This is a genomic window from Polynucleobacter necessarius (assembly GCF_900096755.1).
Classification (GTDB): domain Bacteria; phylum Pseudomonadota; class Gammaproteobacteria; order Burkholderiales; family Burkholderiaceae; genus Polynucleobacter; species Polynucleobacter necessarius_K.
Genome location: NZ_LT615227.1, coordinates 1,598,663 through 1,613,339, shown reverse-complemented (window position 1 = coordinate 1,613,339; position 14,677 = coordinate 1,598,663). Strand labels below are relative to the sequence as shown.

Sequence of the window (14,677 nt, the reverse complement as noted above, 5' to 3'; positions counted from 1 at the left end):
GATGTCCTTAGAAGATTTGCCGGCTACAGGTTTAATTGGATTGGGAAGTAAGGGCGACTTATCGACTTCTTCTAGCTGGGTCGGATGATCTGATATCGGCCATCTTTAGATTGCTATTGGGCTACTTAGTCCAACATCTATTGATAGTGCTCTTAGGCGGATTACTGATTGCGAATTTACCAATCATTTCACCTGCGCCTGCATTGTGGAGCGTTCTCTTTGCATGGACTCTGTTGCTAGGCTTTGCAGGACCTTCTTTATTGGGTTTAATTAAGGTTTCGCCGATCCGCCTTATTCGTAAGGAATTCGCCTCTTTTCAAACTGCAAAAGCTTGGTTGGTATTAATGGCTTTTATTACCTGTGCGGCATTAATTGGCATTGCTGCTCGTGACTGGAGGTTGGCACTTTGGACTGGTTTAAGTTTTAGTGGGGCCATAGTCCTATTTGCATCTACTGCTTGGGTTTGTTTGTTGTTGCTTTCACGTTGGCGTACTAGTAACTTTGCCATCATTGCTCAAGCTAGGCAATCCGGTTATGCCGTCATGCAAATTACAGCCTTAGGAATTGCTTTGATGGCTTTGGTGATCATTTTGTTGTTGCGTCAGGACTTGTTGAGTACCTGGCAAGGAAGTATTCCTGTTGATAGCCCCAATCGCTTCATGATTAATGTCCAAGGTGATCAAAAGCAGAAAATCTTGAAGACTCTAGAGGGTGGATGCTGGAGTATCAACGCCTACTTTTTATCCCATGGTTCGCGGCCGCCTTACCGCCATTAATGAGCGTGACGTTTTGCCAAACGATTTTGCCGAAGACAATGCCCGCCGTCTAGTGGATAGAGAATTCAATCTCTCCTATACGGATCAATTGCCAGCGGGTAATCGCCTGCTTGCTGGTGAGTGGATTAAGGGTGATGCACCGCAAATTTCCATGGAAACGGGAATCGCCAAAACCTTGAAGCTCAAGCTGGGCGATACGCTAACTTTTGAGGTGGCAGGCGAATCGATCACTGCACCCATTACTTCATTGCGTAAATTGGATTGGGGCTCAATGCGAGTGAATTTCTTTGTCATCATGCCGCCTGCTCAACTGAGCTCGTTGCCGCAATCGTGGATCACTTCCTGCTATCAAGCTCCAAGCGTGGGCTCTTTGGATTTTCAACTTAGCCAGGACTATCCAAACTTAACGGTGGTGGATGTTTCTGCTTCTTTGGGCCAAATACAGGATGTGCTGAATAAATTATCTGCCGCCTTGGGCCTATTGTTTGGTCTAACCCTATCAGCCGCAATCTTGGTTCTGATGGCAGCTATGATGGCAACTCAAGATCAGCGCTATCGAAATGCTGCATTGCTAAAAGCGGTTGGTGCTTCACGAGCTGTGCTGGCAAGTATCTCTCGCTTTGAACTGCTAGTCGTGGACTTGATATCGGGTGTGCTGGCAGGCTTAGCGTCAGGGCTAGCTGCTTGGCTGCTAGGGCGTTACGTCATGGAAATTGAGTTCAATGCTTTTGGCCAAGCCTTGATGATGGGTGTGCTCTTTGGCGTTGCTGCAAGTCTAGCAGCTGGATATCGATCCCAGAAAAGAATTCAGAGTGCTACTGCAGTCGAATGCTTAAGAGAGAGTTACTAGGTTCTTAGGGAGTTCTACGAGGCGGGTGCCGGCCAATCGGTCTGCAAGGCTCTGACGCAACAGAGGTGCTGTGCGATCAAGGTAAATACTCAGTGGCCAAAAAAACAATGCCACCGTAAACAGCATTTCAATAATTTGCCACTTTTCTAAATGAAAAGCCCATTGCAATAAAACGCAGGGAGCAATCCAAAGTGAGCCATATACATAGCGCCAAATAGCTTGGCGACGATTGACTGTGTACCCATTTTTACCGATAAGACGTACACGCCAAGTTTGCATTGCCAATGTTTGTCCAGATTTAGTCCAATACCAAACAAAATAAATGCCTAGTACTGCGTAGAGATAAATAAAGGTAAGCCAGCTCGGCAGGGAGATGCCAAATAAAATTCCTAGGGCCAGGTTGGGTACTAAGAAAGTAAGGGCGATCACGCCCAACAAAACCAATTGTTCGTAGAGCGAGCAAGAAACGCGTCGCCAAAATTGAGGTGAAGGCAGAATGTCTAATTCAGCAGGCGTCATGAATCTGCTTTTATTTGAAGGGTAAATTAATTGCTGCTAGAGCCAGATTCAGCAGTAGAATCTGAGCTCTCGGCAGGTGCTGGTGGGCTTGGTACGGTTGCTGCAGCTGGCGGTAAGGTCGCTTTTGAAGATATGGGATGCTGCTGAAGGGTTGGAGCATTTGTAGCGCTAGGCCTTTTCTTTGCTTCAGTTTCGGCCAACTTCTTTTTTTGCTCATCGCTGAGCTTTTGGTAGGCACTCCAAGCTTCAGCCTTTTTCTCGGCCGGGAACTTGAGACTGCTTAAATAATTTTCACGGGCAATGCGACGTTCTTTTTGCGAAAGGTTTGACCAGCCAGTCATTCTTGACTGCAGACGCTCTTGATCTTGAGCACTCATCTTGGGATAAATATTGGCAACCTGCATCCACTTCTTGCGGCTATCTGGGAGCATGTAGTCCCAATCATCCTCAAGTGGAGCAAGAATCTTTTGCTGAGCGGGCTTTAGGCTATCCCATGTGCCATCCGGTTTCTTTTCAGGAATGGCGGTAGCTTTGCCGTGCGGCGGCGATGTCTGTCCAAGAGCTGAAGAAATATTGATTGCAAAACATGCCGTAGCAAGTAGCACCAATAAACTTGCTTTGTATGTATGTTTTTGCGCAAGCATTCGGCGAAGGTCGAAAGAATTACTTACTGAGCGCAGAGTCGGTAGCGCTATCGCCAGAATCGGATAGAGGACCATTTTTTAGGAAGGCCATAAATCCGCTATCAGCATAGGCATCTGGTGGAACGTCATCTGATAACAATGCCGCATCCACTTCAGCGATATCGTTAATACGGGAATCATCTTGCCACTGAGCGATGCCAATAAGGCCAAAAACCAAAACCACTAATGGGGCTACCCAACCAACGGTATCCCAAACGCCATTAGAGCCAGAAGTCCAAGTGCCGCTAGATCCTGCAAAAATTGGTTTGCGAACCAGGGCTTTTTCAGGCTTTCTGACAGAGAGGGCTTTCATGCGAGCCGCATGAAGTCGATCTTTAATATTTGCCGGCAGCTTGTGAGCGCCTTGAGAAAGCAGGGCGGCACTGGTCCGGCCAAATTGATCGGCCTGGACGTCGGTTGGTTGCTTATCAAAGTCTTTCACAGCGTAATTCCTTTTAATTTCAATGCTTTAGCTAGGGTTTGGGTGGCTCTAGAACAATGAGTTTTTACACTTCCTTCACTACAACTCATGGCTTTAGCGGTTTCCGTAATGCTTAGCTCATCCCAATAACGCCTCAGGAAGGCTTCTCGTTGACGTACAGGTAATTTAGATATTTCTGACTCCAAAGCCTGTAAAAGCTGGCTTTGTTCTAGTTTTTGAGCCCCATCATCTTGGTGAATTTCACTATCGTCAGGGGCTGAAAGTGACTCCAGGGGGTCAAAATCATCGTTTTCATCGGCTTTTTTACCCATATTTGAAAACAGGGTGACCCAGGTATTTCGGACTTTCTGGCGTCTAAACCAGTCATGAATACGATTCTGGAGAATTCTGGTGAACACTGGTGGGAGCTCAGCGGCGGGTCTGTCCCCATATTTTTCGGCCAATTTAATCATGGCATCCTGAACAATATCGAGCGCGGCGTCATCATCACGCACGGCGTAGACAGCCTGCTTAAAAGCGCGCTGCTCGACACTACTCAAAAAGTCAGATAATTCTTGGGCTGATGCCATGCAATGGATTAGACCTGAATCGGTAAGAATTCATTCATTTTAGGGGACTGCTATAGAATATAGGGCTTACTACCTAGAATCTCACTCAAGAAGTGAAGTGGTTTTTTCCGGTAGCAGCGCCGTTCGAACTCAGGCCATAAGCAGGAGACAGAACAGACCAAACAATTTTTTGCCGAAAATTGCAAAGGACGAAAGAAAATGAATACAAGCAGCGCCGAATTTTTAGCTACTAAAGCTAATAAAGAATCAATAAATACAAATAATGATGCAGCGCCTCCAGAAATGATTGGCGCAGAGATGCTCGTGCATGCATTGCACAAAGAGGGTGTTGAATTCGTTTGGGGTTACCCAGGCGGCTCCGTTCTCTTTATCTATGACGAAATTTTTAAGCAGGACAAGTTTGAACATATTCTTGTTCGCCATGAGCAAGCAGCAGTTCACGCTGCAGATGGCTATGCGCGCGCAACCGGTAAGGTTGGTGTTGCCTTAGTGACCTCTGGTCCCGGTGTAACTAATGCCGTTACTGGTATTGCGACTGCTTGCACAGACTCCATTCCAATGGTGATCATCAGCGGCAACGTACCAACATACGCTATTGGTGAAGATGCCTTCCAAGAAGCAGATTCCGTTGGTATTACACGCCCAGTTATAAAGCACAACTTCCTCGTGAAAGACGTTAAAGATCTTCCATTGGTTTTGAAGAAGGCTTTCCATATTGCACAGACAGGTCGCCCTGGTCCTGTGTTGATTGATATTCCTAAAGACGTATCTGCGGCCAAAGGCGCATTTGTTTATCCAGAGACTCTGGAAATGCGTTCCTATAACCCTGTAGTTAAGGGTCATAGCGGTCAGATTCGTAAGGCAGTTGCTTTATTGCAAGAGGCCGAGCGCCCATACATCTATACAGGTGGTGGTGTGATTTTGTCTGATGCAGCGCCTGAGCTAAAAGAGTTCGCAGACTTGCTCGGCTATCCAGTAACTAACACCCTGATGGGTTTAGGTGGATTCCCAGGAACAAGCCCACAGTTTTTGGGCATGCTCGGTATGCACGGTACCTATGAAGCCAATATGGCAATGCAACACAGTGATGTCTTGATTGCTATCGGCGCGCGTTTTGATGATCGCGTTATCGGAAACACTGCACACTTTGCAAGTCATCCACGCAAGATTATTCACATTGATATTGATCCTTCCGTTATTTCTAAACGCGTTAAGGTAGACGTTCCAATCGTAGGTAATCTCAAAGAAGTTTTGGTAGAGCTGACTGCTCAGCTCAAAGCTGCTGGCCCACGCAAGAATGGCGATAAAGTTGCCGCCTGGTGGGACCAGATTAATGAGTGGCGCAAAAAAGATTGCCTGAAATACGACGAAACTTCTCAAATTGTTAAGCCGCAGTACGTTGTTCAAAAGTTGTGGGAGCTCACCGGCGGTGATGCTTTCATTTGCTCTGACGTAGGTCAGCATCAAATGTGGGCTGCACAGTTCTACAAGTTTGATAAACCACGTCGTTGGATTAACTCTGGTGGTCTTGGCACCATGGGCGTTGGCTTGCCATACGCCATGGGCATCAAGAAGGCTTTCCCTGATAAAGATGTTTTCACTATTACTGGTGAAGGCTCTATTCAGATGTGTATTCAAGAGCTATCTACTTGTAAGCAATACGACACACCGGTAAAAATCGTGTCATTGAACAACCGTTACCTTGGAATGGTTCGTCAGTGGCAAGAACTTACCTATAACAAGCGTTATTCCAGCTCCTATATGGATTCATTGCCAGACTTTGTGAAGTTGGCTGAAGCCTATGGTCACGTTGGTATGCGTATTGAAAAGAAATCTGATGTTGAGGGCGCCCTTAAAGAAGCAATTCGCTTAAAGGATCGCACCGTATTCATGGATTTCCAGACCGACCCAGAAGAAAACGTTTGGCCAATGGTTCAAGCGGGCAAGGGTATTACTGAAATGCTTTTGGGTAGCGAGGATCTCTAATGCGACATATTATTTCTGTACTCATTGAGAACGAGCCGGGTGCATTGTCACGCGTAGTAGGTCTTTTCTCGGCTCGTGGTTACAACATCGACACCTTGAGTGTTGCGCCTACTGAAGATCCTTCTTTATCTCGCATGACGATCGTGACCTTTGGGTCTGATGACGTTATTGAGCAAATTACCAAGCACTTAAACCGTTTGGTTGAAGTAGTGAAAGTGTTTGATTTGAGCGAAGGCCTACACATTGAGCGCGAGCTCATGATGATTAAGGTGCGGGCTGTAGGCAAGGAACGTGAAGAACTCAAGCGCACTACTGATATCTTCCGCGGTCGCATCATTGATGTGACTGACAAGAGTTACACCATCGAGTTAACTGGTGATGGTGTCAAATTGGATGCCTTTATTGATTCGATCGATCGCGCATCGATTCTGGAAACTGTCCGTTCGGGCGGCTCTGGAATTGGTCGTGGCGAACGCATCCTCAAGGTTTAATTTTTTATTAACTGATTACTGCATTAATTACATTTTCAATACAAGGAAAGAGCATGAAAGTTTTTTACGATAAAGACGCTGATTTGTCCCTCATTAAGGGCAAGAAAGTCACCATCATTGGTTATGGTTCACAAGGTCACGCACACGCATTGAACCTTAAAGATTCTGGCGTTAACGTTACTGTTGGTTTGCGTAAAGATGGCGCTTCCTGGAGCAAAGCAGCAAATGCTGGTTTGACAGTTAAAGAAGTTGGCGAAGCAGTTAAAGATGCTGACGTAGTGATGATGCTTTTGCCTGATGAGCAAATCGCTGATGTTTATAACAAAGAAGTGCATGGCAATATCAAGCAGGGCGCAGCCTTGGCTTTTGCTCACGGCTTTAACGTTCACTACGGTCAAGTTCAGCCACGCGCTGACTTAGACGTGATCATGATCGCTCCTAAAGCTCCTGGCCATACAGTACGTGGTACTTATGCTCAAGGCGGCGGCGTTCCTCATTTGATCGCTGTTTACCAAGATAAATCTGGCTCAGCACGTGATGTTGCTTTGTCATACGCTACAGCAAACGGTGGCGGTCGTGCCGGCATCATCGAAACTAACTTCCGTGAAGAAACTGAAACCGACTTGTTCGGTGAGCAGGCTGTTCTCTGCGGTGGCGCAGTTGAGTTAATCAAAGCTGGCTTTGAAACTTTGGTTGAAGCTGGCTACACTCCTGAGATGGCTTACTTCGAGTGCTTGCATGAGCTCAAGTTGATTGTTGACTTAATCTACGAAGGCGGTATCGCAAACATGAACTACTCAATCTCTAATAACGCTGAGTACGGTGAGTATGTGACTGGCCCACGTGTTGTTACAGAAGACACTAAGAATGCAATGCGTCAGTGCTTGAAAGACATTCAGACTGGTGAATACGCTAAGAGCTTCATCCTCGAAAACAAGGCTGGTGCTCCAACATTGATTTCACGTCGTCGTTTGAATGCAGAACATGACATCGAAGTAGTGGGCGCTAAATTGCGCGCCATGATGCCTTGGATTACTAAGAACAAGTTAGTGGATCAAACCAAGAACTAAGTAAGTACTCAGAAGTACGCATCAAATTAATAGAAGTTCATTAAAAAAAGGCTCAGAACAAAGATGATGTATCCACACCCCATTATTGCGAAAGAAGGTTGGCCGCATTTAGCTCTAGTGGGGGCGGTGACTTTGCTAGTCCACTATTTGGGTGGCATTGCATGGTCATGGCCTCTTTGGATCATCTTTATCTTTGTTCTGCAGTTCTTCCGTGATCCACAGCGTATTCCTGCTCTGGGCCGCGATTTGGTTTTATCTCCAGCGGATGGTCGAATTGTTGTGGTTGAAAATGCCAACGATCCGTATGCTGGTCGTGAAGCGCTCAAGATCAGCGTATTCATGAACGTCTTTAATGTGCACTCGAACCGCAGCGCAGTGAATGGCTTGGTTAAAGAGGTGCAGTACTTCCCTGGCAAGTTTGTTAATGCGGATTTAGACAAGGCATCTACCGAGAATGAACGTAACGCCGTTGTTATAGATGCTAACGGTCAAACCGTGACCTTGGTTCAAGTGGCTGGCTTAATTGCCCGCCGCATTCTTTGCTACATCCACGTTGGCGACCGCCTCAAAGCAGGTGAGCGCTACGGATTTATTCGTTTTGGTTCAAGGGTGGACGTATATTTGCCCCTAACTGCTGAGCCTTTGGTTAGTGTTGGTGATAAAGTGTTTGCAACGAATACCGCTTTGGCACGTGTGCCTGGCTTAGATTGATTCGAAATATTATTCGCTGCTGGGATATTCATTGACTACATTTCGCCGTCGTGGCCGTTTAGATCGCAGTCGCCTTTCACGTCATCGCGTTGATCGCAATGATGATGACTGGGTAGAAGAGCTTCACCCACAAAAGCCCCGCTTAAGAAGCAAGGGCATCTATCTGTTACCAAACGCATTTACTACCGCTGCATTGTTCTGTGGTTTCTTCGCTATTGTCAATGCGATGAACCATCAGTTTGAGATTGCTGCCATTGCAATTTTTGCTTCCTTGGTTCTGGATGGTATGGATGGTCGCGTTGCGCGCATGACTAATACACAAAGTGCTTTTGGCGAGCAATACGACTCTTTGGCTGACATGGTGTCATTTGGCGTGGCACCAGCTCTGGTTGCTTACGAGTGGGCCTTAAAAGATTTGGGTAAATGGGGCTGGTTGGCCGCCTTTACTTATTGCGCTGGCGCTGCCTTGCGTTTAGCTCGTTTTAACGTCAACACTGGCGTTGTTGATAAGAAATTCTTCCAAGGTTTACCAAGCCCAGCGGCAGGCTCTTTGATGGCTGGTTTCATTTGGTTGGCCGATGACAATAAGATTCCGGTTCGTGACACAGCGATTCCCTGGATTACCTTCTTTATCGCGGTATATGCCGGCCTGACTATGGTTTCCAATGCTCGCTTCTATAGCGGTAAGGCCTTGGATGTACGCTATCGAGTGCCTTTTGGCGTCATGGTTCTCATGATCCTGACCTTTGTGCTGATTTCCTCTAATCCACCCTTAACCTTGTTTGGTTTGTTTGTGGTGTATTCGATTTCTGGTTATGTGATTTGGGCCTGGGAACGTCTCCGGGGCCGGCGTTTTAGCTAATTAGCTATTTTTCGGGTATATTTATTCCATGTTGGTGAATTTCTCACTTCTCTCTAGCCTTCTTCTGCTAGCGCTAAGCCTAAAGCTTGGGGCGGGTAAGGCCTGAGTTGATGAGACTGAATAGAATCCATTAACCACCACATACCAGCCCCAGCAAATTGCTGGGGTTTTTGTTTTAGAGATTGAATAAAGCGGTAACTTAATAAGTATCCACATTGGAGAGTAGTGATGAGCGACAAAGTAATTATTTTCGATACCACCTTGCGTGATGGAGAGCAGTCTCCAGGTGCATCTATGACCAAAGACGAAAAAGTACGCATTGCACGTCAACTTGAACGTTTAAAGGTGGATGTTATCGAAGCGGGCTTTGCAGCTAGCTCTGAAGGCGACTTTCAGGCAATTTCAGCTGTAGCTGCTGCGGTAAAAGATTCTATTGTTTGTTCGCTGGCAAGAGCTAATGACAAGGACATCACACGCGCTGCCGATGCTTTACAGACTGCTAATGCCAAGCGTATCCATGCCTTCTTGGCAACGAGCCCATTGCATATGGCGGTTAAATTGCGCATGTCTCCAGAAGGGGTCTTGGAGCAAGCCAAACGCTCAATTCGTTTTGCTCGCAACTTTGCTTCTGATATTGAATTCTCTGCTGAAGATGGTTACCGCTCAGAGATGGATTTCTTGTGCAGGGTTGTTGAGGCCGTCATTAACGAGGGCGCTAGCACAATCAATATTCCCGATACAGTTGGTTATGCAACCCCGGAGTTATACGGTGAATTTATCAAGACGTTGCGTACTCGCGTGCCAAACTCAGATAAGGCCGTATGGTCTGTACATTGCCATAACGACTTAGGTATGGCCGTAGCTAACTCGTTAGCTGGCGTGAAGATTGGTGGCGCTCGTCAAATTGAGTGCACCATTAATGGCTTGGGTGAGCGTGCAGGCAATACCGCCTTGGAAGAAATTGTGATGGCCTTGCGTACGCGCAAAGATTACTTTGATATGGTCTGCGGTATTGATGCCACTCAAATTGTCCCGGCGTCTAAATTGGTTTCTCAAATCACTGGCTTTGTGGTTCAGCCCAATAAGGCAGTGGTTGGCGCCAATGCATTTGCACACACCTCTGGCATTCACCAAGATGGCATCTTAAAGAACCGCGACACCTATGAAATCATGCGCGCTGAAGATGTGGGTTGGTCCGCAAACAAGATAGTCTTAGGAAAGTTATCAGGTCGCAACGTCTTTAAGCAACGCTTGCAGGAGTTGGGTATTACTGTTGAAGTTGAAGCAGACTTGAATGAGGCATTCACACGCTTTAAAGCTTTGGCTGACCAAAAATCCGAAATTTTTGACGAAGACATCATTGCCATCATGTCAGATTCAGCAGTGGCTGAAGGGGGCGAGCACTACAAATTTATTTCATTAAGCCAGCATTCTGAAACTGGGGAGCGCCCTAAGTCACGCGTGACTTTCCGCATGGGTGATAAAGAAATCAGCTCAGAAGCGGAGGGTAATGGACCGGTTGATGCCAGTTTGAACGCAATTGAAGGTATTGCCAAAAGCGGGGCAGAGCAATTGCTGTATTCCGTAAACGCAATTACTTCAGGCACTCAGTCCCAGGGTGAAGTAACTGTTCGATTGACCAAAGGTGGGCGCATTGTGAACGGCGTTGGTACTGACCCCGACATCATTGCGGCTTCTGCCAAGGCCTATTTATCGGCCTTAAATAAGCTCCACGATCCCAGCCAGGCCAAGTTAAATGCCCAAATGCCCCCTTAAATATAGCTAAGTTATTGATTTATAAGGGAAATTAAATCAAAACCGCTTTATATGGCGGTTTTTTTTNTAAGGGGGGGCTTTTACCTGGCTTGATCTGCTACAATTCGAGGGCTTTGATTTATAAAGCTTTTTTATTTTAATTTGTTAATAACGCACGACACAGACTGGGTGAAAGCTCAGGTGTTCGCAAGTAAGGAGTATTAAAAATGGCAGTTGCTGATATCAAAACGGCGGAAATCGTCAAAGAAAACGCGCGCAGCGCAAACGATACAGGTAGCCCTGAAGTTCAAGTTTCATTGCTAACAGCCCGCATCAATGAATTAACCCCCCATTTCAAGGCTAACGCTAAAGACCATCACAGCCGTCGCGGTTTGTTGAAGATGGTTTCACGTCGCCGTCGCCTCTTGGATTACCTCAAAGGCAAAGATCTGGATCGCTATCGCGCATTGATTGAGAAATTAGGTCTCCGTAAGTAATTCTTATCGGTATGCAATGCCATCTATCTTAGGGTTGTTTCTTTGCAGAATCAGTCTTAAGAAGGTGGCATGTTTTTTTGAGCGCTTTTAGATTATTTGTGTAGGGGGATTGTGTCATTCCAATGAGTTTCTGAGTTTTATGCAGAGCCTCCCCGGAATGGCATCCCTTGTAATCCTAAATCGCTCCAGTGTTGTCGTGACACTGCTTTATCCCACGACAAGCGCAATGCTCATGTGAGTTTTGCGTGAACAATTTGGAGAAGATCAGAATGACTATGTTTAAAAAAGCAGTAAAAAGTTTTCAATGGGGTAACCACCAAGTAACAATGGAAACAGGCGAGATCGCTCGTCAATCTGGCGGTGCCGTAATCGTTAATGTGGATGACACAGTAGTAATGGGTACAGTTGTTGCCTCTAAGTCTGCAAAGCTAGGCCAATCCTTTTTCCCATTGACTGTTGATTACCTAGAAAAGACTTACGCTGCTGGCAAGATCCCTGGTGGCTTCTTCCGTCGCGAAGGCCGTCCATCTGAAGGCGAGACATTGATCTCCCGTTTGATCGACCGTCCATTACGTCCTTTGTTCCCAGAAGGCTTCTTGAATGAAGTTCAGGTCGTTGCTCATGTGTTGTCCATCAACCCTGATGTTCCTTCTGATATTCCTGCATTGATTGCTGCTTCAGCAGCTTTGGTAATTTCAGGCATCCCATTTGCTGGCCCTGTTGGTGCGGCACGTGTTGGCTACGCTAACGGCCAGTACCTTTTGAACCCAACCCGTACAGAACAAGCTACTAGCGAACTCGATTTGATCGTTGCTGGTACACAAGCAGCTGTATTGATGGTTGAGTCAGAAGCAAATCAATTATCTGAAGAAGTAATGTTGGGCGCAGTTGTATATGGCCATGACCAAATGCAAACAGCGATCAACGCAATTAATGATTTAGTGCGTGAAGCTGGCAAGCCTGAGTGGGATTGGACTGCTGCTCCTAAAGACGAGCCATTTATCGCTAAGGTAACTGCATTAGCTGAAGCGCCATTGCGTGAGGCTTATCAGATTCGTCAAAAGGGCGCTCGTTCAGACAAGCTCAAAGAAATTTCTAAAGAAGTAATGGCTAAGTTATCTGAAGAAGGTGATGTTGATGCTGTTAGCGACATCATGTTTGAAATCGAAGCGAAGATTGTTCGTAGCCAGATTTTGAACGGCGAGCCACGTATTGATGGTCGTGATACACGCACTGTACGTCCAATCGAAATTCGTAACGGCGTATTGCCACGTACACACGGTTCTGCATTGTTTACTCGTGGTGAAACACAGGCTCTCGTAGTAGCTACCTTAGGTACTGCACGTGACGAGCAAATCATCGATGCGCTCGAAGGTGAGTACCGCGATCGTTTCATGTTCCACTACAACATGCCTCCGTTTGCTACTGGTGAAACTGGCCGTGTAGGTAGCCCAAAGCGCCGCGAAATTGGTCACGGCCGTTTGGCTAAGCGCGCATTGATTCCAGTATTGCCAAGCCCAGAAGATTTCGCATACAGCATCCGTGTTGTTTCAGAAATTACTGAGTCCAATGGCTCATCTTCAATGGCTTCTGTTTGCGGCGGCTGCTTGGCGATGATGGATGCTGGTGTTCCAGTTAAAGCTCACGTTGCTGGTGTTGCAATGGGCTTGATTCTTGATGGCAACCGCTTTGCTGTGTTGACCGATATCTTGGGGGATGAAGATCACTTAGGCGATATGGACTTCAAGGTGGCAGGTACTGCCAATGGTATTACCGCTCTCCAGATGGACATCAAAGCTCAAGGTATCACTAAGGAAATTATGCAAGTAGCTTTGGCGCAAGCTAAAGAAGGCCGTTTGCACATTTTGAGCAAAATGCAAGAAGCGATGGGTTCAGTTCGCACTGAATTATCAGCACATGCTCCACGCATGGTTTCTTTCAAGATTCATCCAGACAAGATTCGCGAAGTAATCGGTAAGGGCGGCGCAACAATTCAAGCGTTGACTAAAGAAACCGGTTGCAGCATCGACATTAAAGATGACGGTACCGTAACAATTGCCTCTACTTCTGCCGAAGGTATGGCTGAAGCTAAAGCGCACATCGAAGGTATCACTGCTGAAGCTGAAGTAGGCAAGATCTACGAAGGCCCAGTTGTGAAGTTGCTCGAATTCGGCGCATTGGTAAACATTCTTCCGGGTAAAGATGGCCTCTTGCACATCTCAGAAATTTCAAATGAGCGTGTAAAAGAAGTTAAGGATTATTTGACAGAAGGCCAAGTGGTTCGCGTGAAGTTGTTAGCTGCTGATGAGCGCGGTCGTTTGCGTCTATCACTTAAAGCTGCAATGGCTGATGAGGGTGGCACGATCGCTCCTTTGGCTGGCGCTGCTGATGTTGTGGCAGAAGCTGCTCCAACCAACGAATCAGCTTAAGCAATTTCATCAAGATCATTCGGAGCTTTCAATGCGTGTAATTGAGATCAAAGAATTTGGCGCACCAGAAATGTTGGTGCCAACCACTCGTCCAGATCCTGCTTTACCAAGCACTGGGTCTGGCGAGGTTTTGATTAAGGTTTTAGCGGCAGGCATTAATCGCCCAGACGTTTTACAACGTAAGGGCCACTATCCAGTTCCTGCTGGTGCATCCGATATTCCTGGTCTTGAAGTTGCTGGTGAGATTGTTGGCGGTGACTTGGCTCATGCAGACAATGCATTTGGCTTAAAGATTGGCGATAAGGTTTGTGCGTTGGTTCAAGGTGGTGGCTACGCTGACATGTGTACCGCGCCAATTGCACAATGTTTGCCATATCCAAAAGGTTTTACAGATCAAGAGGCTGCGGCTTTACCTGAGACTTTTTACACTGTGTGGAGCAACGTCTTCATGCGCGGTGAACTATCAAAGGGTGAGACCTTGCTAGTGCAGGGCGGCTCCAGTGGTATCGGTGTGACAGCCATTCTGATTGCAAAGGCATTGGGTCACAAGGTATTTGTCACTGCTGGCACTGATGAAAAGTGCGCCGCTTGCGTTGCCTTAGGCGCTGATCTTGCTATTAACTATAAGACGCAAGACTTCGTCGAAGAGATCAAAAAAGCGACTGATGGTAAGGGTGTCAACGTCATCCTCGATATGGTGACGGGCACCTACGTACAACGTGAAATCGATTGTTTGGCAGATGATGGCCGTATTGTGATCATTGCAATTCAGGGTGGATCAAAAGCAGAAGTTAGTACCAATCAAATTTTGCGTCGTCGCCTTACCATTACAGGCTCTATATTACGTCCGCGTCCAGTTTCTTTTAAGAAGCAAATCACCAAACAACTCTTTGATAATGTTTGGCCATTGCTGAATGCTGGCCAGCTCAAGCCGGTAATTTATAAAACATTTACTCTTGACCAAGCTGCTGATGCACATCGTTTGATGGAGTCATCGGAGCACGTAGGCAAGATTGTTTTAACGGTTTAGGTCGACT

Annotated in this window: 15 protein-coding genes; 11 read left to right on the top strand and 4 right to left on the bottom strand. The window is 46.6% G+C overall.

Annotation, left to right across the window (positions count from 1 at the left end; genetic code table 11):
- The first annotated feature begins 116 nt into the window (after positions 1-116).
- Both DXE27_RS08975 and DXE27_RS08970 read left to right on the top strand, forming a co-directional pair.
- Positions 117-776 carry an ABC transporter permease family protein gene (locus tag DXE27_RS08975; RefSeq protein ID WP_172457132.1) on the top strand — a complete coding sequence of 220 codons (660 nt, stop codon included), beginning with the start codon at positions 117-119 and terminating at the stop codon, positions 774-776.
- The gene (locus DXE27_RS08970) at positions 748-1,626 is read left to right on the top strand and encodes an ABC transporter permease (protein ID WP_172457131.1); all 879 of its coding nucleotides are present in this window, start codon (positions 748-750) and stop codon (positions 1,624-1,626) included. Before DXE27_RS08975 ends, DXE27_RS08970 begins: the two co-directional genes overlap by 29 nt.
- On the opposite strand, the gene DXE27_RS08430 is transcribed toward DXE27_RS08970, so the two are convergent.
- The 4 genes from DXE27_RS08430 to DXE27_RS08415 are packed head-to-tail and all read right to left on the bottom strand — an operon-like array spanning position 1,609 to position 3,839.
- Positions 1,609-2,145, bottom strand: coding sequence for an RDD family protein (locus DXE27_RS08430; protein WP_128113611.1), 537 nt, complete (start codon positions 2,143-2,145; stop codon positions 1,609-1,611). The two genes, DXE27_RS08970 and DXE27_RS08430, sit on opposite strands and share 18 nt — an antisense overlap.
- 26 nt (positions 2,146-2,171) lie before the next feature.
- Positions 2,172-2,789, bottom strand: coding sequence for a DUF3106 domain-containing protein (locus tag DXE27_RS08425; protein ID WP_128113610.1), 618 nt, complete (start codon positions 2,787-2,789; stop codon positions 2,172-2,174).
- A gap of 19 nt (positions 2,790-2,808) precedes the next feature.
- Positions 2,809-3,270 carry a DUF3619 family protein gene (locus DXE27_RS08420; protein WP_128113609.1) on the bottom strand — a complete coding sequence of 154 codons (462 nt, stop codon included), beginning with the start codon at positions 3,268-3,270 and terminating at the stop codon, positions 2,809-2,811.
- On the bottom strand, positions 3,267-3,839 hold the full coding sequence (locus DXE27_RS08415; protein WP_128113608.1) for an RNA polymerase sigma factor: 573 nt from the start codon (positions 3,837-3,839) through the stop codon (positions 3,267-3,269). The genes DXE27_RS08420 and DXE27_RS08415 overlap by 4 nt, the downstream gene beginning before the upstream one ends.
- Before the next feature lie 198 nt (positions 3,840-4,037).
- Here DXE27_RS08415 and DXE27_RS08410 point away from each other — a divergent pair, with 198 nt between their 5' ends.
- The 9 genes from DXE27_RS08410 to DXE27_RS08370 all read left to right on the top strand — a co-directional run bounded on the left by DXE27_RS08410 (position 4,038) and on the right by DXE27_RS08370 (position 14,670).
- A complete protein-coding gene (locus DXE27_RS08410; RefSeq protein ID WP_128113607.1) occupies positions 4,038-5,825 on the top strand; it encodes an acetolactate synthase 3 catalytic subunit in 1,788 nt (595 codons plus the stop codon).
- Positions 5,825-6,316 carry an acetolactate synthase small subunit gene (gene ilvN / locus DXE27_RS08405; RefSeq protein ID WP_128113606.1) on the top strand — a complete coding sequence of 164 codons (492 nt, stop codon included), beginning with the start codon at positions 5,825-5,827 and terminating at the stop codon, positions 6,314-6,316. The genes DXE27_RS08410 and ilvN overlap by 1 nt, the downstream gene beginning before the upstream one ends.
- A 53-nt stretch (positions 6,317-6,369) precedes the next feature.
- Positions 6,370-7,386, top strand: coding sequence for a ketol-acid reductoisomerase (ilvC, locus tag DXE27_RS08400; protein WP_128113605.1), 1,017 nt, complete (start codon positions 6,370-6,372; stop codon positions 7,384-7,386).
- 63 nt (positions 7,387-7,449) lie between these two features.
- A complete protein-coding gene (locus DXE27_RS08395) occupies positions 7,450-8,097 on the top strand; it encodes a phosphatidylserine decarboxylase (RefSeq protein WP_128113604.1) in 648 nt (215 codons plus the stop codon).
- A gap of 31 nt (positions 8,098-8,128) precedes the next feature.
- Positions 8,129-8,959, top strand: a complete 831-nt coding sequence (gene pssA / locus DXE27_RS08390) for a CDP-diacylglycerol--serine O-phosphatidyltransferase (protein WP_128113603.1) — start codon at positions 8,129-8,131, stop codon at positions 8,957-8,959.
- 228 nt (positions 8,960-9,187) lie between these two features.
- Positions 9,188-10,735 carry a 2-isopropylmalate synthase gene (locus DXE27_RS08385; RefSeq protein WP_128113602.1) on the top strand — a complete coding sequence of 516 codons (1,548 nt, stop codon included), beginning with the start codon at positions 9,188-9,190 and terminating at the stop codon, positions 10,733-10,735.
- Between the two features lie 206 nt (positions 10,736-10,941).
- A complete protein-coding gene (gene rpsO / locus DXE27_RS08380) occupies positions 10,942-11,211 on the top strand; it encodes a 30S ribosomal protein S15 (protein ID WP_068323724.1) in 270 nt (89 codons plus the stop codon).
- A 269-nt stretch (positions 11,212-11,480) separates the two neighbouring features.
- Positions 11,481-13,640: a polyribonucleotide nucleotidyltransferase gene (gene pnp / locus DXE27_RS08375; RefSeq protein ID WP_128113601.1), complete on the top strand. Its 2,160-nt coding sequence runs from the start codon at positions 11,481-11,483 to the stop codon at positions 13,638-13,640.
- A gap of 31 nt (positions 13,641-13,671) precedes the next feature.
- A complete protein-coding gene (locus DXE27_RS08370; RefSeq protein WP_128113600.1) occupies positions 13,672-14,670 on the top strand; it encodes an NAD(P)H-quinone oxidoreductase in 999 nt (332 codons plus the stop codon).
- Positions 14,671-14,677: the final 7 nt, after the last annotated feature.